This is a genomic window from Streptomyces sp. NPDC048417, from assembly GCF_040651615.1.
Classification (GTDB): Bacteria; Actinomycetota; Actinomycetes; order Streptomycetales; family Streptomycetaceae; genus Streptomyces.
In genome coordinates this window covers 1-22,723 of sequence record NZ_JBEZKI010000065.1, presented here as the reverse complement: position 1 = coordinate 22,723, position 22,723 = coordinate 1, and the positions used below count along the sequence as shown (strand labels likewise).

The window sequence follows — 22,723 nt, the reverse complement described above, 5'->3', positions numbered from 1 at the left end:
AAGAGGAGCACGCCGCGCCGGGTGCTCCTCTTGCTCGTACGCGGGGGCGGCAATCCAGGGGCCCCTCTGGATTGCCGCCTTGCGGGCCCATCCTGTGGCCTTCCAAGGGGCAGACGGCGGACGCGGGCGAGCCCCGCCGGCCCCTCCCCTCCTTGGAAGGCCACCACGGCTTTTCAGGGGCGGACGGCTGGTCGCCCCCTTCTGAAGAGCCGTCCCCATCCACCCCTCTCCTAGAGAGTTAAGGAAAACAGTGTCCGCAGCGTCCGCGAGGGCTGGCACACTCCGCCTGACCTGCACATTTCCTGCGGACGCTAAACAAAATGTTTAGCGTCCGCTAGCGTCCGCAGCGTCCGGTAACCCCGAGTCACTAAGAGCGCTTTTCCGCAGGTCAAAGCGGCTCTTAGTACGGAGAGGGTTGCGGACGCTGCGGACGCTGAGCCCCCGGAACGGGGAAGAGACCACCCCGCGCCGCGCCGGGGTGGTCTCTTCGTTCCTCGCGCGGGCCGGAGGAGCGTAACGGCCGCCGGAGTCCCGAGGCGCCGCCGCGCGAGCGAAGCGAGCTGCCAAGGGTCGCGCGGCCGTGGCCGCCCCTAACAGCTCACTGCGGGAGGAAGCCAGGAACCGACTGCCCTAGATCACGCAGGTGGGCGAGGTAGTCCTGAGCAGCAGGTTCCGACGCGTAGCCCCGCCTCATCTCCGCCGCTAGTTCGCGGCTCGTCATGATGAGCGACGGCATCGATTGGCGCTCCCCTTCGAGGGCCCGCTCCCCCATGATGAGCGCCTGTTCGAGGTCGCCCTCCCGCGCCGCCGTCACGCCCAAGGTGACCCGCGCTTCCGCGTTACGCATGGGCGACCGCTCCGTGCCGTCGAAGTCCGTGCCCGCGCGCAGAACCTCCTCAGCGAGCGTGCGTGCCAGCTTGTCCTCTCCCACCAGGCGGTAGCAGTCCATCGAGTAGAAGTCGAACTTTGCCGGGTCCACCACGAAGTGGTTGTCCAGGTTCTCGGGGTGCGGCATTGCTTCAAGGAGGTTGCGGCCCCGATCGAGCGCGACCTCAACCCGTCGGCGGTCCCCGAGTCGGGCCCACGCCTTGGCTTCCTGTCCGGCAAGCTGAACAGCTACGCCCTGGTGTGCGGCAACCTCGGTTCCGGCCTGCGCTGCTGCAATGACCCCGCGATAGTCGCCCGTCGTGAGAGCGAACCAGGCCCGCATCTCGTGCGCCCAACCAGCGACTTCGGCATTCTCAGACTCGGTCGCCAAGGAGAGCGCGGCCCGCCGCGTCGACTCGGCAGCGTGCCGGTCGCCCATGTCGTACTCGACGCACCCGACAAGGAGGGCGAGCCATCCGGAGAGCGCCAGCACTTCGCGATGCTGCGAGAGAGTGAGGCTCTTCGAGTGCAGCTCTACGACCCGACGGAGCCACTGGCGCCCCTCGATGAGGAGCTGTGCGCTCGGCATGTACGGGTACTCCGAGCAGAGCCGATCGGTCGTGATTCGCAGCGCGTCAAGCGTGGCTGCGTCGACGTCGGATCGGTTGAGACGGCTCACGATTTCCAGCGTCTCCATGCCACTCACGGCAAGAATCTCCTTGCCCCCGTCGCGGCGCGCCGGCGCGGGGAAGAGGGCGTGCGTCACGGTGCCGAAGACCGCCGCGATAAGCGGCCGGTAGAACTCGTTGGGGATCTGTCCGGACTCCCACCGCTTCCACTGCCGGATCAGGCTTTCATCGGCCGGAAGCTCTTCCTGAGCGTGCGCCCGAAGCGCCTTTACTGCGTCCCGCTGAGACCAGTCACGCGCGGCCCGCTCAGCCGCGATGCGCTGCGCCCATGCAGGCCTGCCGTCGCTCATACGCTCCTCCTCCGAGTGCTTACCTGCCGAGTCTCGCGCTTCGCCCCCGGGGACAGGGAAGGGGACAGCAAAGGGACAGTGGACATGTCCCCAGCTCTCACGTATGCCCCCTCGGTGTCACTTACCGGACGCACTCCGTTCCCCGCATGCTGGTTGCAGATCAAGCACCACTCGCGGTGGGGCGCTTTTCGAGCGCTTCCACCCGTTCAGCCAACGTCTGAATCAGGGAGCGGATTTCATTGATCTCGGCTCGCACGTCGTCATGTGGAACGGTCCCGTCACCAACGAAGTTACCGAGGTTGCCGGCCGACACAATGAGCCCTTCGGCCCTGAGCGTGGCCAACCCGTTCTGGATGGTCTGGCTCGCGAACCCGAAGCGCTCGATCAGCTCCCGTTGCGAGGGGAGCTTGTCACCAGGCTTCATCCGCTTGACTTCCTCGCGCAGCGCGTCGGCGACCTGCACCGCCTTGGGCTTGGGCCCTCCTGTGACAGTCATGCCCTGAGCGTACCCACCACAGCGAACTAGTGCACACCACTCCACAGGGGTTGTGCACCACAGCAGACTAGTGCAAGCTAGTCAGCAAGCGGCTCCCGGAACCACTCGGGAATCCCGCGAAAAGCCCTGGTCAACGCCAGGAAAAGCAAGGAGCGGCCTCCACCGCCAAGCAGATAGCCGCTCCCTGACCCTCGAAGGGGTACATCCATGATGCCTGCATCTCTCCTGTCCGGTCTTCCGGCGCTGCCCGGCCGACGCGTGAACGTCTTCGGTGAGCCGGACGAAGAGGAGTTCGTTCGGGTCGCGGTTCCGGTCGTGGCTCACCTGTCGTTCGCGGACATGCTCGGACTGCTGATGGAGTCGGGCGGTCTCGTGTACGAGGAGCTGGACGACGACCAGGCCGTACGGGACGCCCTGAACTTCGCGATCCTGGCCACCGACGTGGTCATGTTCGATGACCAGGCGGCCAACGCGCTGGCGGCCCTGCACGGCCGTGGGGACCGGGCCACCGTGAAGTGGGCCCGCGCCCTGGCCGCCGCGATCACCCGCGTGTACGGGGTCGCGGCGTGACGAACACGACGGACGCGCTGTACGCGCAGGTCGCTCCGAGTGCGGCGCCGGTCTTCTCCCTTGCGGAGATGGACCGGCGCCCCGCCGGGGAGGACTTCCCCACCATCCCGATCCTGGGGCTGGAACTGACAGTCACGGAAGCCGCCGCCGCGCTGTTCGAGACGGCCGCCGACGAACTGGCCGTGCCGGTCCCCGACACCGACACCCTCTACGACGCGCTCAACGGCGCCGTGCGCACGCTCGGTCCGGCCGGGATCGCGGGCATCACGCCCACGTTCGAAGACCTGCCCGCCGGGGAGTTCCCCGAGGTGGCCGACTGCCGCCGGTTCGCCTACCGGCTCGCCCTGTCGTTCTGGTACCAGGGGGCCCGCTCCCGCCCGATGACGGCCGGGGAAGTCGGCGTGGCCATCTACCTGTCCAGCTTGGACCGGTACCGCATGGCGCAGTTCCGGGAGCTCCCGCGCCGCAAGCTGCTGGTGGCCCGTGCCATCCACGAGGGCGTGACGGCCGTGCCGACCGAGACCCTGATCCGTCTCGGTGCCGTCATGTCCGGGGAGTTCGGCCGGACCGCCGACCGCGACCGGGACCGTGAGTGGCTGTACAAGCAGGCTCTGCCGGACTACCACCGCCGCCGGTTCGCGTTCGACCTGGTGCGCTGGGACCGCAGCCAGCCCGCGCCCCTGATCGTGCGTCCGGACGCCGGGGGCTACCTGGTCGGACTGACCCCGCCCCCGGCGCCGGATGGCCTGTGGCTGCGGTCGGCCCGGACGGAGTGGTGAGCGTGGGCGTTCACCCGATCAACTCCGCCAAGCGGCGCGTGCGCAAGGAACAGCTCGCGCGCCGCCACGGGCAGCACTGCGCCTACTGCCGCCGCCCGTTCACCGACCTGCGTCAGGCCACCCTCGATCACATCGCGCCCAAGTCGCTGTGGCGGTCGTGGTCGGTCACCTCCCTGATGCTGGCGTGCGTCGACTGCAACCAGGCCAAGGCCAACCGCCTCCCGCTCTCACTCGCGCTGTTCCTGCTGCGGTGGGCCGACCCGACTCAGCCGACCACCGACCCGACCACCTGGCCCCTGCTGGCCCGACTCGCCCACGCCAACCAGTCGACCTACGAGGCGGTGTGGACGCCCGACCCGATCGACCGACGGTCTACCCCTGACCTGCGTGACGAGTCGCGTCACACCCGACGTCACGGCCCGGCGCGGTCGGCCCGACCGGCCTGCCACACGGTCGCCCGCCGGACGTCGATCCGACCCGACTGCCTGCGCGCGCCCCGACCCGTGCGGGCGTGCACGGGCCCGACCGGAGAGGCGGTGTTCGCGTGAACGCTGTGAACGGCAGCGTGAACGGATCGACCCGACCCGTGAACCCGATGAACGGCGCCGTGAACGCCCCCAGCAAGGCCGTGAACACCCGGAGCCGGGCGACCGCGAAGGCGGGCGACGACGGGAAGCCCCCGCCGGCCGCCGCGCGGATCGTGGCCATGGCCCGCGAGGACTACCGGTTCGTCATGTCCACCGACGGCCGCCCCTACGCGGTCGCCCTCAACGGCCCGAACATCGCGCTCCCGCTGCGAGGCAAGGCCGGTCTACGGCAGCGTCTCGCCCGCCAGTTCGCGGACACCTACCCCGGAGAGGTCGCCTCACAGTCCGCGCTCGCGGACGCCATGACGGTGCTGGAAGGCATCGCCGAGGACGACGACCCGGTGCCCGTGAACCTGCGGGTGGGCCGCGATCCGTCCGGCGCGGTCGTGGTCGACCTGGGCAGCGCCGACGGCCGCGCGGTCGTGGTCTCCGGGATCGGCTGGCAGGTGGTCGACCGGGCCCCGGTGCTCTTCCGCCGATCCGGCGCGATGGCCCCCATGCCCGCACCGGTGTTGGACGGTGACGGCCTGGCCAAGCTGCACGCACTGCTGAACATGGACGAGTCCGCGTTCCATCAGCTCGTTGCCTGGCTCATCGCCGCGTGGATCCCGGACATCCCGCACCCGGCGCTGGTCTGCAAGGGCGAGCAGGGCACGGGCAAGTCCAAGGCCGCGCAGATGTTCATCAACCTGATCGACCCCTCCCCGGCCGCCAAGCGCAGTCAGCCACGGGACGAAAAGGCGTGGTCGCGGCAAGCGTTCAGCTCATGGGCGCTGTGCCTGGACAACATCAGCACGATCCCGCCGTGGCTGTCGGACACCCTGTGCAAGGCCGTGACCGGTGACGGTGTGGTCGACCGGGCCCTGTACACCGACGACGACGTGGTGGTGCTCACCTTCAAGCGGGTGCTCGCCATGACCACGATCGACGCCGGGGCGCTCGCGGGGGACCTGGCCGAACGCGTCCTCCTGGTCGACTTGCAGCTGATCGACGCCACCCGGCGCCGGTCCGAAGAGGAGTTGGACGCCACGTTCGACGTGGTCCGCCCGGCCGTGCTGGGCGCCCTGTTCGACGTGCTGGCGTGCGCGCTCGCGGTCCTGCCGTCCATCCGGCTGGAGTCCATGCCGCGCATGGCCGACTTCGCCCGCGTGCTCGCCGCCGTCGACCAGACGCAGGGCTGGAACACCCTGGGCGACTACCTCGCCACGTCGGCGAACGTCGCCATCGACGCGATGGAAGGCGACGCGTTCGCCCTGGCCATCGCCCGCCTGGTCGACCAGGTGGGTACCTGGCAGGGCACCGCCGGGCAGTTGCTCGAAGTGCTGCCCGTGCCGCTGGTGAGGCCGAAGAACTGGCCCGTGGACGCCACCCGCACGAGCGGGCGCGTCAAGCGGCTCGCCCCACTGCTGCGGTCCATCGGGATCATGGTGGACGACACGCAGCGTAGCCGCGATCGGGACCGGCACCGGCTCCTCACACTCTCCCGAGCACCCGACGAGGCAGAGTCAGCGTCCGCGCCCGAACAGGCCTCTCTCTGGCGGGAGACCGGCCCGCCCCGGGAGCGAGATACCTGGCCTGAACAGGAATGACGTAGCCGGAAAGCCATCCGGGCCGGGCCGCACACCAGCGGCCCGGACACGTCGAACCTGCGGACGCTACAGCCGTCCAGCGTCCGCAGCGTCCGCACTAGCGTCCGCAACCATCACCCCAACTGACCTGCGGCAACCCAGCGTTGCGGACGCTGCGGACGCTGCGGACGCTGAAATACACCAACTCTCTTGGACGGCGACCGGCACCACTCCCACGCACCGCCCCCACGGACACGAGGAGTCACCAGCACCATGGCCACCGAAGAGCCGACCGACCCGCGCGCCACCCTTCGCGGTGGCCTCCCGGACCGCTACCTCACCCCGGAAGACCTGGTCACCATGTTCAGCCTCCCGAGCGTCGAAACGGTCTACGCCTGGCGCCGCAAGCACATCGGCCCGCCGGGCTTCCGCGTCGGCCGCTACCTCCGCTTCAACCCGACCGCCGTACAGGCGTGGGAGACGGAGCGGACCGCCCTCGAAGACGCTGCCTGAACGGCCGCTAGACCTAGCACCCGCCCCCGCTAGGTCTAGCAACCCCACTAGCGGCCAAACCCGCCCCCGGCCTGCGGCCTAGCGTCTAGCACCCCGTCCGCCGGCACCCCGGAATCGGCCCGAAAGGACGGGGAGGCAGCACCCGGCCAGCCGGGGAGGCGGGGAGAACTCCCCAACCGCCTCCCCATCCCACATCCCCCGCACTGATCAGCGCAAAGACCCCTTCGGGGAGGCGGGGAGGCGTCGCCGCAACCGCCCCGAACACCCCCTCACAGAGCCTCGCGGTGCCCCTGTCTCCGCCTCCCCGCCGGGCCCGGCGGACACGACGCGAGACAGGGAGGCACACCCCGCCCGGCAAGGGAGGCAGGGAGAACTCCCTGACCCCCTCCCTGGCTCGCCTCCCTCTACCTGATCAGCGCAGATGCTCTCTCAGGGAGGCAGGGAGACACACCCCCAGCACCCCCGAAACCCCCCTCAGGAAGGCACTCGACACCCCCTGTCTCAGCCTCCCTGAACCCCCGCCGGGCCCTGCTACCGGTAGCACCCCCACCCGCTACCGGTAGCAACCCCGCTAGCACCCCAAACCCCAAGTGATCAGGCCTCTAGCAAGTAGCAGGCCTGGCCCAGCACACCCCAAAACCGGCCCGACGGAACCCACCGGCCCCGCCGCGCCCTGCTACCGAGAAGGGACACAGCCCCCGCCATGGCTGGCTACGTTCAGGACCGCTGGTTCAAGGAAGAGAAGACCTCGGACGGCAAGACCGTTCGCGTCAAGACCGCTCGCCACGGCGTCGGTATGCGTTACCGGGCCCGCTACTTCGGCCCCGACGGCTCCGAGAAGTCCGAGAGCTTTCCGGACCGGCAGAAGGGCCGGGCCGAGAAGTGGCTGACGCGTATCGAAGCTGACATGGACGCGGGCAACTACGTCGACCCGAAGGCCGGTCAGATCACCTTCGGGGAGTACGCCGAAAAGTACCTGGGCGGGCTGACCGGCGACCAGGTCAGTCAAGAGGTCGTGTGCAGGCGTATTCGGCTGCACGCGGTCCCCCACCTGCGTACGCGTCCGATGGGGTCGTTCAAGCCTGAGCACGTGCGCGCGTGGCTGAACAAGCTTCAGCTGGCCGTGCCGAACGGCACCTACCGGCGTGCCATCTACGACTCGGTATCGGCGCTGTTCAACGCTGCGGTGGACGACAAGGTGCTCAAAGCGAACCCGTGTCACGCCCAGTCGGTCAAAGCCCCGGTGCCCGAACACCGGCTGATCGTGCCATGGCCCGAAGAGCGCGTGGTGGCCGTTCGCGCGGGACTGCCCCCGCGGTACGCGGCCACCGTGGATGCCGGCGGGGGCTGCGGGCTGCGTCAGGGTGAGGTGTTCGGACTCTCCGAGGACAACGTCGACTTCGCCACGGGGTGGGTGCACGTCCGCCAACAGATCAAGCGCATAGGCGGAGCCCTGGTCTTCGCCCCGCCCAAACGCGGCAAGCTGCGGGACGCGCCCCTCAGCCCCGTGGTGGGAGCAGGCTTGCGGGAACACATGGCGCTATTCCCGCCCGTGCCCGTCACTCTGCCTTGGAAGACGCCGGACGGGCCGCCGACGACGTTGAAGCTGGTGTTCACCAGCAGTGTGGGCAAGGCGATTTGGCGAAGCCACTTCGACGACTTCGTATGGAAGCCCGCTCTTGCCCACGCAGGCGTCATCCCACCCAGGGCGCCGGGCCAACGGCGCTATGCCGCCGCCCCGAACGACGGGATGCACGCGCTCCGACACTTCTACGCCTCGGTGGTCCTGGAGGCCGGGGGCAGCATCAAAGCTCTGAGTGTCTACCTGGGGCATTCCGACCCAGGTTTCACCCTGAAGATCTACACCCATCTCCTGCCGAGCAGTGAGGAGAAAGCGCGCGCGGCTGTGTCGTCGGTGTTCCAGCGCATCCACCCGCCGGAGCTCCCGGAAGCCGCCTGACGGACCGCTACCGGCCCCCAACCGGCCCACGGCCTCAAACCGGCCCCTGCCTGACGGTTCCGCCACTGGTCAGGGGCCCTTTTACGCTTTCGGCCGCCAGACACACCCCATCTTGCCTGACGTCCAGCCTTGGGTGTTAACCCGTTTGGTTGGGGGGCTGTGACCTGGGGGTTCGCTGGTGGTGGCGGTGGCCGGTCTGCCCTTGTCGGTTGCTGTCGAGCGACCTCGGGGAGCCTCGCTGGGGCCGGGGACGGCCCGGGAGTCGGCCGACTCGTACGAGGGGGCGCTCTTGCCGCAGGTGCCGGGGCCGGCCTTCCCGACGTAGGCCTCCGGGGGCGTCCGGCCGGGTCCGCGCACCCGGCCGGTCCCGGTCAGTCCGTGCGCTGCTGCGGTTCGCGCCGGGCGCTCCCGGTGAGAGCCGTGCGCGCGGCCTGCAGCAGTTCATCGGAGATCGGATCGCTCCGGGTGGCACGGGCGAGGACGAGGGCGCCGACCATGGTGCAGAGCTGGGCCATGCCGTCGTCGCCGGTGGCCAGCCGAGCGGCACGGTTCCGCACTCCGTTGACGTAGACGTCCTGGGCGCGGGCGGCCTGCTCGGGTTCGCGCCCCAGGTCGGCGGCGAATCCGGAGACAGGGCAGCCTTCCGCGGGGTGATCACGATGCCAGACCGAGAGGTAGTCCTCGATCAGCGTCCGGCGGGCGGCCTCGTGCTCCCCGGTGCGCTCCTCGAACGCCATGGCCGAGTGTGCCGCCTGCTCGGCGAAGGCGTGGGCGATGGCCTCGTCGACCAGGTCCTCCTTGGAGGCGAACTGCTTGTAGAACCCGCCGTGGGTGAGCCCGGCGGCCTTCATCAGATCCGCGACGCTGACCGCGGTGCCTTTCTCGCGGAACATCCGCGAGGCGGTCGCCACGACGCGCTGCCGGTTCTCCTGTGCTTGCGCCCGGGACACGCGGCCCATGCAATCACCCTCCTCGGATAGATGTCGCTTGCCATCTATCCTACCCCTCGTTTAGATTCTGAACGACATCTATCTGGCCGGGGAGATCACTCCGGCAGGTCAAGCAGAGCCTTGCGCTGCGCCCCACGGCCCGAAGCCGAGGCCCCCACCTCCCACCGTCCGAGGCCGACGTCCTCCGCCCTCCGCCCTCCGCCCTCCGCCCGGCAATCGCAGAACCACCGACAGCACTGGAGACCCTCGTGGCATCACCGCCCACGCCCACCGGCTCCTCGACGCCCGCCGAGTCCACGCCATCCGCACCGGCCGCCCAGCGACGAAGGGTTCCCGAAGCGGTCCACCGTCGGCGCTGGGCCATCCTGGCCGTGCTCTCGTGCAGCCTCCTGGTGGTGATGCTGGACAACTCGATCCTCAACGTGGCGATGAAGACCATCGCCCAGCCCGCCCCCGTCGGACTCGGCTCCACCCAGAGCCAGCTGGAGTGGGCGGTCAACTCCTACACCCTGGTCTTCGCCGGACTGCTCCTCACCGCGGGCCTGCTCGGTGACCGGCTCGGCCGCAAGAAGGTGCTGCTCTTCGGCATGCTGGTGTTCGGCGCAGGATCCGCGCTCTCCGCGCTGTCGGACTCCTCCGGACAGCTCATCGCCTTCCGCGCCGTGATGGGCTTCGGCGGCGCCTTCATCCTGCCCGCCACCCTCGCGATCATCATGAACGTCTTCGAGCGTGACGAGCAGCCCAAGGCCATCGGCATCTGGACGGGCGTGGTCGGCTTCGCCATCGCCGCCGGCCCCATAGCCGGCGGCATCCTGCTGGAGCACTTCTGGTGGGGCTCGGTCTTCCTGGTCAACGTGCCGATCGTGGTCGCCGCGATGGCCGCGATGGTGGCGATCGTCCCCGACTCCAGGGATCCCAGACCCGGCCGCCTCGACGCTTTCGGGGTGCTGCTGTCGATCATCGGTCTGGCGCTCCTGGTCTACGGCATCATCAAGGGCGGCCAGCTGGGCGACTTCACCCGGCCCGAGTCCTGGGTGACGATCCTCGGCGGCCTGGCGGTCCTCGTCGCCTTCGTGGTGTACGAGGCCCGCAGCGACCATCCGGCCCTCGACGTCTCCTACTTCCGCAACCGGCGGTTCTCCGCGTCCGTCGCCGCCATCGGCCTGGTCTTCTTCGCTCTCATGGGCGTCACGTTCTTCAGCGTCTTCTACAACCAGAGCGTGCGGGGCTACAGCGTCCTGCAGTCCGGTCTGCTCGTGCTGCCGCTGGCCGCCTCCCAGATGTTCTTCGCCCCGCGGGCCCGGCTGGTCGTGGGCCGCTTCGGTGCCCGGACCGTGTGCGCCACCGGGCTCGTCGTGACCGCGGTGGCCTTCGCGGGCTTCCTGCTGCTCGGCCAGGGCACCCCCATCTGGGTGCTGGAGGTGCTGTTCTTCCTGATGGGCACGGGGATGGCCCATGTGATGCCGCCCGCCACCGTCATGATCATGTCGTCGCTGCCGCGGGAGAAGGCCGGCTCCGGATCCGCGGTCAACAACACCTTCCGGCAGGTCGGCGGGGCCATGGGGGTCGCCGTGCTCGGATCGCTGCTGTCCACCACCTACCGCGACCGCATCGACAGCCACCTGGGCGCGCTGCCCGCCTCCGACCGGCACGCCGCAGGTGAATCCGTCCAGGCGACCCTGGCTGTCGCCGAGAAGCTGGGACCGACCGGCAGGGCGCTGGTGCGGCCGGCGAACGACGCCTTCATCCAAGCCATGCACATCACCGCCATGGGGTCGGCGGCCGTCGCCCTGGTCGGCGCGGTCGTCGTGCTGGTCTTCCTGCCGGGCAAGGACTCCGCCGTGGCCGCCGACGGTGACAAGTCCCCGCGCGAGACCGCAGGAGCCCAACTGTGATCACAGACCGCCTCCGCGGCGCCGCCCCCGACATCGCCGGCGTGGTTGGCCGACCTGTGCCGACTTCGGTGCCGCCGACCTCCTCCGCCCGGCGGTCGTAGAACCAGCGACAGCACCGGAGATCCCTGCGAAACCGCCATCCCGATCAGCTGTGACGTCACCGCGGTCAACGCCTTGCGGCCGGCACCGCTGACGCTCTGATCACACCTCGGACCAGATATCCCGTTGCCCCGAAGGAGATCGACTGATGACTGCCGACAACCTTGTTCTCATCCCCGGTGCAGGCGGCGTGGGCCGTACGGTCTTCGAGCACCTGCGTGCCCACGACGTGCCGGTGCGATTCATGGTCCGCCGAGAGGACGAGCGGGCCGCTGAGTTGCGGGCGCTCGGCGCGGAGGTCGTCATCGGCGACCTGACCCGGCCCGAGACGGTGGCGGCCGCGCTGCACGGCGTTGTGCGGATGTACTTCGCCCTGCGCGTGTCACCGGACCACCTGCTCGCGGCGACCGTGGTGGCCTCCGTCTCGAGGGAGTACGGGAATCTGGCGGCCCTGGTCGACCTGTCGCAGATGACGGTGTCACAGATGACCGCCACCAGCACCGAGGACTCGCACCAACAGCGGCTCCATCGGCTGGCGGAGCAGGTCTTCGATGGTCCGGCCTGCCCGTGGTGCACCTCCGGCCGACGGCGTTCCTGGACACCCCCCTGTTCACCACGATGGCAGCCCGATCGATCCAGGAGAACGGCACGATCGCGCTGCCGTTCGGCACCGGACGCACCTCACCGATCGCCGTCGACGACGTCGCCCGGGTCATCGCCACCGTCCTCCGCGACCCGGCCCCGCACATCGGGCAGGTCTACGAGCTCACCGGGCCGCGCTCGGTCGACATGACAGAGCTGGCCGCGGAATTCTCCTGGGCGCTGGGCCGGCCGGTGTCCTACGTAGACGTACCTCCGCAGAGGTGGGAGGCACAGCTCCCGAAGCTGGGGATGCCGCCGCACCTCGAACAGCACGTCGCCACCATGGCCCGGCTGCATCGGGAGAACCGTTACGACCGCACGGCCGACGGTGTCGAGCGCGTGACGGGTACCCCCGCCCGGTCGATCGAGGCGTTCGTGGCCGCCCGCAGGGACTTCTACCGGGGCTGAGCCGCGTTCGACAGCCGGGGGAAAGCGCGATGTCCGCAGCGCGCACCGCCTCTCCCATCGGGACACAGATATCTGTGAGTCCGTGCTGGTCGAGTCCGTGTCAGACGGTCGTTCGTGACGGCGTGCCCGCTCCAGCCCGGCCGCCCTCGCCCCCCCGCTCCTGGCTAGACCCACTCACCCCTTCGCCCGTCGGTGGCATCCGCCCCGACGGGTGACCACGGGCCAACGAGACTTGTGCAGGGTCGGCGAACGCGCGGTCAGAACCAGTGCAGGCAGTGCGGGGGACGGTCGGCGCGGAAGAGGGAGTCAGCGAGGGTGGCCGCGCCTGGGCGGTGGGCTTGGATGTGTCCGGCACGTACGAGCGTGCTCGGGGCGGTGCCGCCGAGGTAGACGGAGCCCAGGTCGCGCACGTCCAGGGACAGGTCGGGCTTCCGGTCCGTGGGGACGCAGTCGGCTCTGCCGTCCCGGACGGTCAGCAGGTAGCGGCCGTGTTCGCCGCAGAACGGGTCGTCGATATCGAGGACGAGCTCGCCGTCGGTGAACCAGCCGCGCGCGGTCAGAGCACGCGGGATGTCCAGCAGCCGCACCCAGAGCCAGTCCGTGTCGCCGCCCACCTCGCCGGCGCGGAAGTCCGCGAACTGCCAGCGCAGCGGGTGCTCGGGCGGGACGTGCTTGAACACGACCTGAGAGACCAGGTCGTGTCCGAGTACGAACCGGGCCAGGGCCGTGAAGACGGCGTCGTCGGTGACGATGGTCTCGTCGACCGTCAGGGTGCCGGAATCGACCGAGTAGCTGGCGTACCCGTCCGGGACGCCGTCGGCGTCCCGGTGGACGGCGACGTAGCGCGGCGTCGGCGAGATCGGGGGCTGCCCCGCGCGCAAGGCCCACCAGCGGTGCGGCCGGGACAGTGCGCCGGGCTGGGCGCGGCGGTACCGGTCGTAGACCTCTTCCAGAATCTCGCCGCACTCGGCCCGACGCAGCACCTCGACCGAGCCGTTGTCCGAGCCGGTCGCTGGTGCGTCGGCCACTCCGCGCGCCCGGGGAACGGCAAGAACGGCCCGGTGGCACGGCACGGTCAGCCGCGCCGTGTAGGTCGCCGGTCCGTAGCCGAACCTGCCGTAGATCGGGGCCTCAGAGGCCAGCAGCACGGAAAGAAACTCCCCGCGGGCCCTCAAGTCGGCGAGCTGATGCCGCATCATCGCGCTGAGGACGCCCTGGCGTCGGCGCGAGGGCAGGACACCGACGGCGGTCACCCCGGCGGCCGAAACGAGGGTCCCACCGGGCAGGGTGAGCTCGAAGGAGTGCGCCGCGGCGGTGCCGACAGGCCGCCCGTCCGCCGTCAGGGCGAGCAGGCAGCGGTCCATTTCGAGCGCCGACCACCAGAGTCCGCCCCCCTCGATCGGGGGTTCCGGGAAGAGCCCGAATGCGGCATGGACTGTGTCGACGAAAACGTCGAGATCCTTGTCGGTCGTGGGACGGATCTCCATCGCTGCCGCTGCCTCCTCGGGATGCCGGCACCACGACTCATGGTGTCTGGGGACAGTGCAGCGTTGCCCCGTAACCAGGGCAAGCGAATTACGGCCGGGCCCGCAGCCGGACGCAGCACAGCCCGGTCCAAACCCGGCCCGGGGGGGGTGAGTCACGGTGGTAGGGCTCGGCGGCGGTCGTGAGCCAGGCGTCAGGCCGTGACGGGCAGTGGGCGTCCGGCCCAGCGGATGCCCTTCTCGGTGCGGACGCGGGCACGTTCGCGTCGCTGGGCGGCCAGGACATCGGGGTGCCGGGCGTTCTGGTCACGCCACCGCAGATAGCGGTGCAACTCGCCGGTCTGCACTGTGTGGTTGGGATGGATCGAGTGGGCGAGCGTGAACTGCCGCAGCGGCCACATGCGCGACGCGTACGACACCGGCGTGAGGACCTTCAACTTCCACGACGGCGCATATGACCGCATCCAAGTCTGAGCAGCGGTTCCGCCAACCCCGATGATGAGAAACGCCCTACCTCGCCCGACGTCCAGCCTTTGGTGTCAACCGTTTGGTCGGGGGGCTGTGAGCTGGGGGTTCGCGGGTGGTCGTGGTGGCCTCAGTCGAGGCCGGCTGAAGGCTTCTGCAGTGTTCGGTGCAGTAGGAGGGCAGTCGCCGCCGTCACGCCCACGACCCCGGCCGCGCGGAGGGCGTGCGAGGAGCGCCAGGACAGGACCGACCAGCGGGACTGTGCCGACAGGAGGGATCCCGTGCTCAGCCAGGAGCCCGCCGAGACCAGGGAGAGGGCCGAGCCGATCGAACCGGCCGAGAGGGCGCTGCCGATCGAGCCGACCGACAGGGCCGAGCCGACCGACCCGATGGACAGGACGGATCCCACCGAGCCGATCGAGAGGACCGAGTCCTGCGACCACAGGGACAGCACCGAGTCGGAGGAGACGCCGCGGGGTGACTTGGTCATGAGGTCATACTGCCCCGCGGGGTCCCTCCGCGGGGCTCAGTCGCCCGTGGGGTTCTCCCGGCGGCGGAGGATCACCAGGACCGCGCCGCCGATGACCACCAGGCCGATGGCGACGCCCGTGATCACGCCGGTCGCGGAGTCGCCGCCGGTCGCGGCGAGGTTGACGTCGGAGGCGGTGCCGCCCACCGAGGCGGGGCTGGGCTCGCTGAGGGTCTGGGTGGTGAGGCCGCTCTCGGCGGCCTGGGTCTTGCAGTCGAAGACGCCGGTGAAGCGCCGTTCGAGGCTGTTGGCGCCACTGATCGTGAAGTCGTAGACCTGGTCCTCCTGGAGCGGGATGGTCACCTTCCGCGAGGTGTTCGCGGGGATGGTGTGCTCGGTGCCCATCAGCTCGAAGGTGAACGGCTGGTCGCCGGTGTTGGCCGCGGTGATGTCCACGCCGCCCGCGGCGCAGTTCTTCTCGGCCGACAGTGCCGGTATCGCGCCCTGCTCCGCCCAGGTCGCGTTCGCGGTCGCGGTGACGGTGGACTCGCTGGAGCCGGCCAGGATCTGCGTCTGGCTGCGGCTCTCGGAGGTGAAGGCGCGGCCGACCGGGACGGTGGTCGACGCCTGGACCGCGAGTTCCGCGGACGCGTCCGCGGCGTCGTCGGGGACCTTGAAGTACAGCTCGGTGCCGTCCTGCGCCGTGCTGACCGGCTTGCCGGTCCTGTCGGTGATCCGTACGCCGGTCAGGGCCGCGTCGGCGGGCGGGACCACGGTGACGGTGCGCGCGTTGGTGTGGACCGTGACCGGGCCGAGCAGGCCGCCCGGCGGGCCGGAGACCGCGGGCGGGTCCAGGGTCAGCGAGGCCTGCGGCTCCGTCTGACCGCGGGCGCTCTTCTCCAGGTAGTCGGCGAGCTTCTCGGCCCGCGGGTCGACGGCGTCGACGTCCGCGCCGTCGGAGTACCGCCAGATCGCCACCTGGGTACCGGCCGCAGCGTCCTGCTCGGTGAGGCTGCCGGCCCCGGCCTTGCGGGCGAGCGCGGCGAGGTCGTTGACCTGCGGGTAGGAGTTCTGCAGGATCCAGCGGATCTTGCCGGCGTTCGTGTTGGCGCCCAGCGAGGTGCCGCTCCAGGCCGCCTCGTGGTACTTGGCGTCCCGCTGGGTGGGGCTGTGGAGGTCGACGCAGTACGTCTGGAGCATGCCGCCGCCGTCCACGGACATCTCGAACAGGCCCGCGGCCACCTGCTCGTCACCGCCGTCGCCGTGCACGACGGCCTCACCGTAGGTCTTCAGGCCGCCTATGGTCGCCGTCGCCCCGCTCTGGCTCTGGGTGGTGCCGTCGTCGGCCGCGGCCCGGCCGGCACCGGTCAGCGCGACGACGGCCACCAGCCCGGACGTCAGTGCCGCGACGGCGAGGCGGACCACGCCTCTCGCGGACACGGGCGTACCGGAGTGCCTGGCGGACGCACCGGGCGCCGAGGAACCAGAGAACGCAGCGAGCACAGAATTCCCCTTCGAGCAGGACCCCTTGAACGCGGGGGGGCGGTCCCACCAGCAGAATCAGCGACCCCAGGGGCCACGCCCGGCATCCTATGGATCAGTCGGACCGCCCATTCCCGGTGAGATGGTCGGATGAGCGATCCGATCCGTAATCGTTATCGCGGAACGCCGAATGAGCAGCGCTTATCGACAAATCCACCAAGTCGTCCCGATGGGCACTTCGCGGGCCGCTCGCCGACAACCCGTCAAGGGGCTATCAGTCGGTGGCAGTTCGGTCTGTCGTGGCAAACGGCCGGCCGCCCGGGTCGACTTCACGTCACCGCCACCGGTTCCGACCGCTGTTGCGCGGCGGTGCCGGGGGAATCCGCCGGCGTCTCCCAGTCCGGCTCCGGCCGGGGCGGTGCCGGTGTCGCCGTCTCCGGTTTCCCGGCCCGCCGGAAGGCCGCCGTACCGCGGGCGAGGTCGTGGCCGATCGCCACCGCGTCGATGTCGGCGGAGGCCCACTGCTGGCCCTCCCGGGTCTCGGTGCGCACCTTCAGCCGCCCCTGCACGACGACCGGGTCGCCGACGGACAGCGAGGCCGCCGCGTTGGTGGCGAGCTGCCGGTTGGCCCACACCGTGAAGAAGTTGGTGTGGCCGTCCGTCCAGGTGCTCTTCTCGCGGTCCCAGTAGCGCGAGGTCACCGCCAGCCGGAACCGCGCCGACGGTCCCGCCGCCAGCTCCCGGTAGACCGGCTGCGTCGCCACATTGCCCACCGCGCAGACCAACGTCTCGTTCATCACGAACCCCTCCCACGCCCGGCCGCCGGGGCCGGGGCGGATCCGCGTACGGGCCCGTCCCGTACGGCTGTGTCCACCGCGGCGGCCGCCCTCGTGGCGATCGCCGCGGGACCAGACTGCCGCGGCCGGACCGGGCCCGCCGAGCGCTGTGGACCACCGGCGGCCTGGGGAAAACCCCACCACCCGGATGAGTGACCCACCTCCCCCACAGCGGACCTCGCCCAGCCAGGCCCCCGCCGACGTCACCCCACCCCGGCCCCCGTCCGCGTCACCCTGCCGTACTGCTCCCGTACCTCCCGGTAGCGCAGCAGTTCCGCCGCCACCGGGTCCAGTACCCGGGCCCGGCCGCACCCGGCCGCCGCCTCCCGCAGGCGGCGCTCCGCCTCCAGGCCGTACCGCCGTGCCGGGCCCCGTGCCGCCAACCGGCAGCCCCACTCGACCAGCGGCCCGCCGACGATCCCGGCGACCATCAGCAGCACCGGCACGCCCAGGTTGGGCGCCATCACCCCGGTGATCTGCCCCACCAGCCACAGCCCGCCGACCACCTGGAGGAGCGTCATGGCGGCCTGCGCGAACACCGCCACCGGCCACCAGCCCGGCCGCGGCGGCCGTCCCGGGGGCAGCCCGGCCCGTGCGGCCAGGTCGTCGAGGGCCTCCGACAGGCCCTGCGAGCCGCGTACGGCCGCCTCCCGCACCGCCTGCGCCCAGGGCGCGGGCAGTCCGGCCGAGGCCCGGTCGCAGACCGTGCGCACCGCCTGCTCGACGCGCTGCCGCGCGGTGGCCTCCTCCTCCGGCTGGGCCTGCTGGAGGCGTCCCGTGGGCTGCTCGCCGCGCCCCTGGTGCCAGCGCCACAGCCGCAACCAGGGCGTGCCGCAGGCCCGGTTGGCGTTGCGCAGCCAGGCCCGTTCGGCGGCCTCGCCGGCGGCGGTGGCACCCACCGCGTCGGCCAGCCGCGCGGCGAAGTCGTCGCGCGCCTCCTCGCTGAGCCCGGCGCGGCGCCCGGTGGCGTAGACGGGCCGCAGCCGGGCCGCCGCGGCGTCCACGTCGGCGGCGACCCGGCGGGCCGCCGCGCCCCGCTCGGAGACGAACTGGCCGAGGGCCTCGCGCAGTTCGCCGATGCCGTCCCCGGTGAGCGCGGACAGCGCGAGCACGGTGGCGCCCGGTTCGCCGTACTCGCCGAGCGCGACACCGTCCTCGTCGAGCACCCGGCGCAGATCGTCGAGGACCAGGTCGGCGGCCTCGCCGGGGAGCCGGTCGGTCTGGTTGAGGACGATGAACATGACCTCCGCGTGACCGGACAGGGGCCGCAGATAACGCTCGTGGAGCACCGCGTCGGCGTACTTCTCGGGGTCGACGACCCAGATCACCGCGTCCACCAGCTTCAGGATCCGGTCGACGTGTTCGCGGTGCTGGACCACGGCCGAGTCGTGGTCGGGCAGGTCGATCAGGACCAGCCCGCGCAGTTGCGCGTCCGCCTCCGGGTTGTGCACGGGGCGGCGGCGCAGCCGGCCCGGGATGCCGAGCCGGTCGATGAGGGCCGCGCCGCCGTCGCTCCAGCTGCACGCGATGGGCGCGGCGGTGGTGGGGCGCCGTACGCCGGTCTCCGAGATGGCGACTCCGGCGAGCGCGTTGAACAGCTGCGACTTGCCGCTCCCGGTGGCGCCGGCGATGGCGATGACGGTGTGCTGGCCGGAGAGCCGGCGCCGGGCGGCGGCCTCGTCCAGCACCCGGCCGGCCTCGGAGAGGGTCTGGCTGTCGAGTCGGGTGCGGGACAGGCCGACGAGTTCGCGCAGCGCGTCGAGGCGGGAGCGCAGCTGTCCGTCGTAGGCCAGCGGGGCGGGGGGCGGGGCGCCCGGGCCCCGGGTCTCCAGGACGGGGGCGGCCGGTTTCGCGGTCTCACTGACCCGGCGGGCGATGAGGCCGTCGTCCCAGACGTCGTCGGCGGCGCCCGGGTCGTCGTCGCCCGGTTCCCGCTGCTCGCGTTGGTCCCGCTGCTCCTGCACGCGCGCGTGCGGCACGGTCTCGGTGGCGCCCTCGGCCGGGCCGGCGGGCTCCGTACCGGTCCCGTCCCGCCGGGCCCGGGGCCCGTCCGGCACGGAGTCCTTTACGAGGCGCGCCCCGGGGGCGTTCGCGGCTTCCTTCACGGAATCCGGCGCGGAGTCCTTCCCCGAACCCTTCGCCGAGCCCTTGGCCGGCTCCCTCCCCGGGTCCTTGACCGACTCCGTCACGGTGCCCTTCGCGGTGTCCTTCACAGAGGTCCTCACCGGGTCCGGACCGGGGTCGTGAACGGGGTCCCGCACGCGGTCCGGTACACAGTCCGGTACGCGGGTCGGTACGCGGGCCGGTACGGGCTCCCGTCCGGCCCCCCGCCCCGGCTCTCGTCCCGGCTCTCGTCCCGGCTCTCGTCCGGCGTCCGGTGCGGAGTCCGCCGCGGTCAGGCCGCTTTCGAGGTCACCGGTGCAGTCACTGGTGCAGTCACTCGTGTACTCACCTGTGTAGTCACCGGTGTGATCCATGCGTTCCATGTGATCCGTGTGGTCGTGGTCAGTGACGGCGGTCACCGGTCACCTCTCCTTCTGGAGGACGGACAGGGCGGCGATGAGTTCGGCCTGGGGTTCGGGGTGGACGTCCAGGGCGTCCAGCGGGGCGAGGCGGCGTTCACGTTCGGCGTGCATGACGCGGTCCACGTGCTCGCCGAGCAGCCGTCCCGCGCGGTCGCGCAGCCGCAGCGCGCCATGGGCGCCGATGCGTTCGGCGAGCCGCTCCCCCGCCACCCGGGTGCGGCGCCCGCCGAGCAGCGCGGTGGCCACCAGGGCGGCGACCGCCTCGGAGTCCGGCGCGACACTGCGGTCGAGTTCGCGCACCTCGTCGTCGGCGTACTCCTCCAGCTCGCGCCGCCAGCGCCGGACGGCGATGCCGATGCGGTGCTCGGCGCTCTCCAGGGAGGGGCCGCGGTCGGTGAGTCCGGGGGCGGCGGAGGCGGGTTCGCGGCGCCAGGAGTCGTCGACGCGTTCGTCGGCGGCGGTCACGGCGCACAGCAGCAGCGCGGCGAGGCTCTCCACCAGGGCGTCCAGGAGTTCGCCGGCGGCGCAGTCGACGGGGAAGGCGCGCCAGCGCTTGAGGGCGTCACCGGCGAGCACGGCGCCGCTCTGGAGCCGGCCGCGCACGCGCGCGTGCTCGCTGTCGTAGGCCGCCTCGACGGCGGAGGTCAGGCGCAGGGCCGCGGCGTACTGGGCGGCGGCGGCGGCGGCCAGCTCGGGCATCCGGGCCTTGAGGGAGTCGAGGACGCCGTGGGCGGTGCGGGCCAGGGTGTGCTGGCGGGCGCCGGGGTCCTGGGCCTGTTGCAGGAGCCAGGCACGCAGCGGGGCGACCGCGGTGGCCGGGAGCAGCCCGCCGCCCCACGCGGACTCGGGCAGCTCGGGCACCGTGAACCGGGGCACGTCGCCGAGTCCGGCCTTGGTGAGGAGGGCGCCGTACTGCCGGGAGACCTCGGAGACGACCGTGTGCGGGACCCGGTCGAGGACGGTCACCAGGGTGGCGTCGTACTCCTTGGCGGTGCGCAGCAGGTGCCAGGGGACGGCGTCCGCGTAGCGCGCGGCCGTCGTGACCATCACCCAGATGTCGGCGGCGCAGATGAGTTCGGCGGCGAGGAAGCGGTTGTCGACGACCAGGGAGTCGATGTCGGGGGCGTCGAGGAGGGCGAGTCCGCGGGGGAGGCTGTCGACGGTCTCGACGCGCAGCACGCGCGCGGGGTTCTCGCCGGGGAGGAAGGGGTCGTCGCCGGGTTCCTGGTTCGGTACCCACACACGCGTGAGGTCGGGCAGCACGCGCATGCCGCTGAACCAGTGATGGTCTTCCGGATGACAGACCAGGACCGGCGTGCGGGTGGTCGGCCGCAGCACGCCCGCCTCACTGACCCGGCGGCCCACCAGAGAATTGACGAGGGTCGACTTGCCGGCACCGGTCGATCCGCCCACGACGGCCAGAAGCGGCGCTTCGGGCTCTTTGAGCCGGGGCACCAGATAGTCGTCGAGTTGGGCGAGCAGTTCGTCGCGATTGGCACGCGCGCGTGCGGCCCCCGCCAGGGGCAACGGAAAGCGTGCGGCGGCGACACGGTCGCGCAGAGCGGAGAGTGTGTCGAGCAGCTGAGGCCGTACGTCCAAGGTCACCACATGCGAAGAATGCCCAATTTTAGGGGAATTCTGAAGCATATAGACATGTCTGCGCGCCGACAGAACACAACGGGCGGAAGGGACGACTGGGACGGAGGCACAGTCCAGGCATAACGAGTGCACAACACCCGGTGCGCCAGACGCCAAAAGCGGTGCACGATTCGTACCTGCCTGCGATTATCAGGACCGCTTCACCGAACCTCCACATTGAGCCACGGAGGCGAAGCAACCGGGACGAGGACCGGGGAGTTCTATCCTTGTCCCCGGCAACGTCACGGACCGGCCCGACCGGGGCAGTACGTACGAGGCCAGCACAGCCGGCCCCCGTAGCTCAGTGGATAGAGCAGGCGCCTTCTAAGCGCTTGGCCGCAGGTTCGAGTCCTGCCGGGGGCGCCTACTCCGCAGCCATCCGTTTTCCCGGGACACCGCAGGTCAGACGCGCCCCCGGGGCCGTTCCGGCCGGGTTTCGCCGATCATGGGCGCGGACGCCGCGGGCAGCCGAGAAAGGGCTTGTTGTCGACGTCGTACGCCGACACCCCGCACCGCCGCCCGCCCGCACCGCCCGTCGTACGCCGACACCCCGCACCGCCGCCCGCCCGCACCGCCCGTCGTACGCCGACGCCCCGCACAGCCGGCCGCCCGCCCGCACCGCCCGTCAGGACAGCGGGCCCTGTTCGCAGACCCGGCGGGCGACCTCGCGGAGCTTGATGTTGTTCTCCTGCGAGTAGCGGCGCAGCACGTCGAAGGCCTGCTCCTCGGTGAGGTGGTGGCAGCCCATCAGGATGCCCATGGCCTCGCCGATCAGATGCCGGGTGGCGACGGCCTGTTCCAGCTGGGCCTGGGTGCGGGCGCTGGAGAAGGCGACCGCCGCATGGGAGGCCAGCAGCCAGCCGGCCAGTTCGCTGGCCTCGGTGAACGCGCCGGGCCGGCGGGAGTAGAAGTTCAGCGCGCCGAGTTCCTCGTCCTCGGTGTACAGCAGGAAGCCCATCATGCTGCCCACGCCCAGCCGGTGGGCCTGGGGGGTGAATTCCGGCCAGTCAGGCTGGTCTTGGGAGAAGTCCCGGATGCGGTACACCCGCTCCCCGTCCTCGTCGCGGGCGACGTCGAAGCACGGCCCCTCGCCCAGCCGCTCCTGGAGCCGGTCGCTGTCGACGACCAGCTGCGCCGTGGGGGCGAGCGTCCGCACCTCCTTGCCGCGCACCACCAGGATGCCGGCCGCGTCGCAGCCCTCCACCAGCTCCGTGGCCGAGTCGGTGATCCGGGCCAGGGTGGCGTCGACCGACTCCTGCGCCAGCAGGTCCCGCGCCAACGACGCCAGCCGCTGTGCGAACCGAGCCCAGTCCATCGCGTCCGCCGCCTCCCGGTCCGTCCCGCTCCCAGCATCGCACGCGGAGCGGGACGGCCTCGGAAAGCCGATTCTGACATCGTTGTCAGAAGGGACTTCCAGCCGAGGGGAGGCGCTCCTGTGCCGTTGAGCGCGGGGGCGGGGGGGGCGGCGCGGGCGCCCGCGGACGGGGGCACGGGGCGAGGCGCGGGGCGGC

Annotated in this window: 18 protein-coding genes, 1 tRNA gene and 2 pseudogenes; 10 read left to right on the top strand and 11 right to left on the bottom strand. The window is 71.1% G+C overall.

Features of this window, described 5'->3' with window-relative positions; all coding sequences use genetic code 11:
- Positions 1-598: 598 nt before the first annotated feature.
- Positions 599-1,846, bottom strand: coding sequence for an XRE family transcriptional regulator (locus AB0D59_RS50060; RefSeq protein ID WP_362579555.1), 1,248 nt, complete (start codon positions 1,844-1,846; stop codon positions 599-601).
- Between the two features lie 160 nt (positions 1,847-2,006).
- Positions 2,007-2,342, bottom strand: coding sequence for a winged helix-turn-helix domain-containing protein (locus tag AB0D59_RS50055; protein ID WP_362579552.1), 336 nt, complete (start codon positions 2,340-2,342; stop codon positions 2,007-2,009).
- 207 nt (positions 2,343-2,549) lie between these two features.
- Here AB0D59_RS50055 and AB0D59_RS50050 point away from each other — a divergent pair, with 207 nt between their 5' ends.
- The 6 genes from AB0D59_RS50050 to AB0D59_RS50025 all read left to right on the top strand — a co-directional run bounded on the left by AB0D59_RS50050 (position 2,550) and on the right by AB0D59_RS50025 (position 8,319).
- Positions 2,550-2,912, top strand: coding sequence for a hypothetical protein (locus AB0D59_RS50050; protein WP_362579549.1), 363 nt, complete (start codon positions 2,550-2,552; stop codon positions 2,910-2,912).
- On the top strand, positions 2,909-3,691 hold the full coding sequence (locus AB0D59_RS50045) for a hypothetical protein (RefSeq protein ID WP_362579547.1): 783 nt from the start codon (positions 2,909-2,911) through the stop codon (positions 3,689-3,691). Before AB0D59_RS50050 ends, AB0D59_RS50045 begins: the two co-directional genes overlap by 4 nt.
- Positions 3,692-3,693: 2 nt before the next feature.
- Positions 3,694-4,239: an HNH endonuclease gene (locus tag AB0D59_RS50040; RefSeq protein ID WP_362579544.1), complete on the top strand. Its 546-nt coding sequence runs from the start codon at positions 3,694-3,696 to the stop codon at positions 4,237-4,239.
- Positions 4,236-5,867, top strand: coding sequence for an ATP-binding protein (locus AB0D59_RS50035; RefSeq protein WP_362579541.1), 1,632 nt, complete (start codon positions 4,236-4,238; stop codon positions 5,865-5,867). Before AB0D59_RS50040 ends, AB0D59_RS50035 begins: the two co-directional genes overlap by 4 nt.
- Before the next feature lie 252 nt (positions 5,868-6,119).
- Positions 6,120-6,359, top strand: a complete 240-nt coding sequence (locus AB0D59_RS50030) for a helix-turn-helix domain-containing protein (RefSeq protein WP_362579539.1) — start codon at positions 6,120-6,122, stop codon at positions 6,357-6,359.
- 703 nt (positions 6,360-7,062) lie between these two features.
- Positions 7,063-8,319 carry a tyrosine-type recombinase/integrase gene (locus AB0D59_RS50025; protein ID WP_362579537.1) on the top strand — a complete coding sequence of 419 codons (1,257 nt, stop codon included), beginning with the start codon at positions 7,063-7,065 and terminating at the stop codon, positions 8,317-8,319.
- Between the two features lie 371 nt (positions 8,320-8,690).
- On the opposite strand, the gene AB0D59_RS50020 is transcribed toward AB0D59_RS50025, so the two are convergent.
- Positions 8,691-9,278: a TetR family transcriptional regulator gene (locus AB0D59_RS50020; protein ID WP_362579534.1), complete on the bottom strand. Its 588-nt coding sequence runs from the start codon at positions 9,276-9,278 to the stop codon at positions 8,691-8,693.
- A 239-nt stretch (positions 9,279-9,517) separates the two neighbouring features.
- On the opposite strand from AB0D59_RS50020, the gene AB0D59_RS50015 reads away from it, so the two are divergent.
- The 3 genes and pseudogenes from AB0D59_RS50015 to AB0D59_RS50005 all read left to right on the top strand — a co-directional run bounded on the left by AB0D59_RS50015 (position 9,518) and on the right by AB0D59_RS50005 (position 12,313).
- Positions 9,518-11,164 carry an MFS transporter gene (locus AB0D59_RS50015; RefSeq protein WP_362579532.1) on the top strand — a complete coding sequence of 549 codons (1,647 nt, stop codon included), beginning with the start codon at positions 9,518-9,520 and terminating at the stop codon, positions 11,162-11,164.
- A 247-nt stretch (positions 11,165-11,411) separates the two neighbouring features.
- A pseudogene (locus AB0D59_RS50010) lies at positions 11,412-11,621 on the top strand (NAD(P)H-binding protein); the annotation flags it as partial.
- Between the two features lie 209 nt (positions 11,622-11,830).
- On the top strand, positions 11,831-12,313 hold the full coding sequence (locus tag AB0D59_RS50005) for a hypothetical protein (protein ID WP_362579558.1): 483 nt from the start codon (positions 11,831-11,833) through the stop codon (positions 12,311-12,313).
- Between the two features lie 257 nt (positions 12,314-12,570).
- Here the strand turns inward: AB0D59_RS50005 and AB0D59_RS50000 are convergent, their stop codons facing one another.
- The 7 genes and pseudogenes from AB0D59_RS50000 to AB0D59_RS49970 form a co-directional block, all read right to left on the bottom strand.
- The gene (locus tag AB0D59_RS50000) at positions 12,571-13,800 is read right to left on the bottom strand and encodes a GNAT family N-acetyltransferase (protein ID WP_362579529.1); all 1,230 of its coding nucleotides are present in this window, start codon (positions 13,798-13,800) and stop codon (positions 12,571-12,573) included.
- Between the two features lie 191 nt (positions 13,801-13,991).
- Positions 13,992-14,264: pseudogene (locus AB0D59_RS49995) on the bottom strand (IS630 family transposase); the annotation flags it as partial.
- A 128-nt stretch (positions 14,265-14,392) separates the two neighbouring features.
- Complete coding sequence (locus tag AB0D59_RS49990) at positions 14,393-14,752, bottom strand: hypothetical protein (RefSeq protein ID WP_362579526.1); 360 nt, start codon at positions 14,750-14,752, stop codon at positions 14,393-14,395.
- Between the two features lie 36 nt (positions 14,753-14,788).
- The gene (locus tag AB0D59_RS49985) at positions 14,789-16,171 is read right to left on the bottom strand and encodes a Cys-Gln thioester bond-forming surface protein (protein WP_362579523.1); all 1,383 of its coding nucleotides are present in this window, start codon (positions 16,169-16,171) and stop codon (positions 14,789-14,791) included.
- Positions 16,172-16,542: 371 nt separating this feature from the next.
- Positions 16,543-17,010 carry a single-stranded DNA-binding protein gene (locus AB0D59_RS49980; RefSeq protein WP_362579521.1) on the bottom strand — a complete coding sequence of 156 codons (468 nt, stop codon included), beginning with the start codon at positions 17,008-17,010 and terminating at the stop codon, positions 16,543-16,545.
- A 242-nt stretch (positions 17,011-17,252) separates the two neighbouring features.
- Positions 17,253-19,262, bottom strand: coding sequence for a YfjP family GTPase (locus tag AB0D59_RS49975; protein ID WP_362579518.1), 2,010 nt, complete (start codon positions 19,260-19,262; stop codon positions 17,253-17,255).
- A 312-nt stretch (positions 19,263-19,574) separates the two neighbouring features.
- Positions 19,575-21,182: a dynamin family protein gene (locus AB0D59_RS49970; protein WP_362579515.1), complete on the bottom strand. Its 1,608-nt coding sequence runs from the start codon at positions 21,180-21,182 to the stop codon at positions 19,575-19,577.
- Positions 21,183-21,502: 320 nt separating this feature from the next.
- On the opposite strand from AB0D59_RS49970, the gene AB0D59_RS49965 reads away from it, so the two are divergent.
- Positions 21,503-21,575, top strand: a tRNA-Arg gene (locus AB0D59_RS49965).
- Between the two features lie 262 nt (positions 21,576-21,837).
- Here AB0D59_RS49965 and AB0D59_RS49960 read toward each other — a convergent pair.
- Positions 21,838-22,527 carry a GAF and ANTAR domain-containing protein gene (locus AB0D59_RS49960; protein ID WP_362579512.1) on the bottom strand — a complete coding sequence of 230 codons (690 nt, stop codon included), beginning with the start codon at positions 22,525-22,527 and terminating at the stop codon, positions 21,838-21,840.
- Between the last annotated feature and the right edge of the window lie 196 nt (positions 22,528-22,723).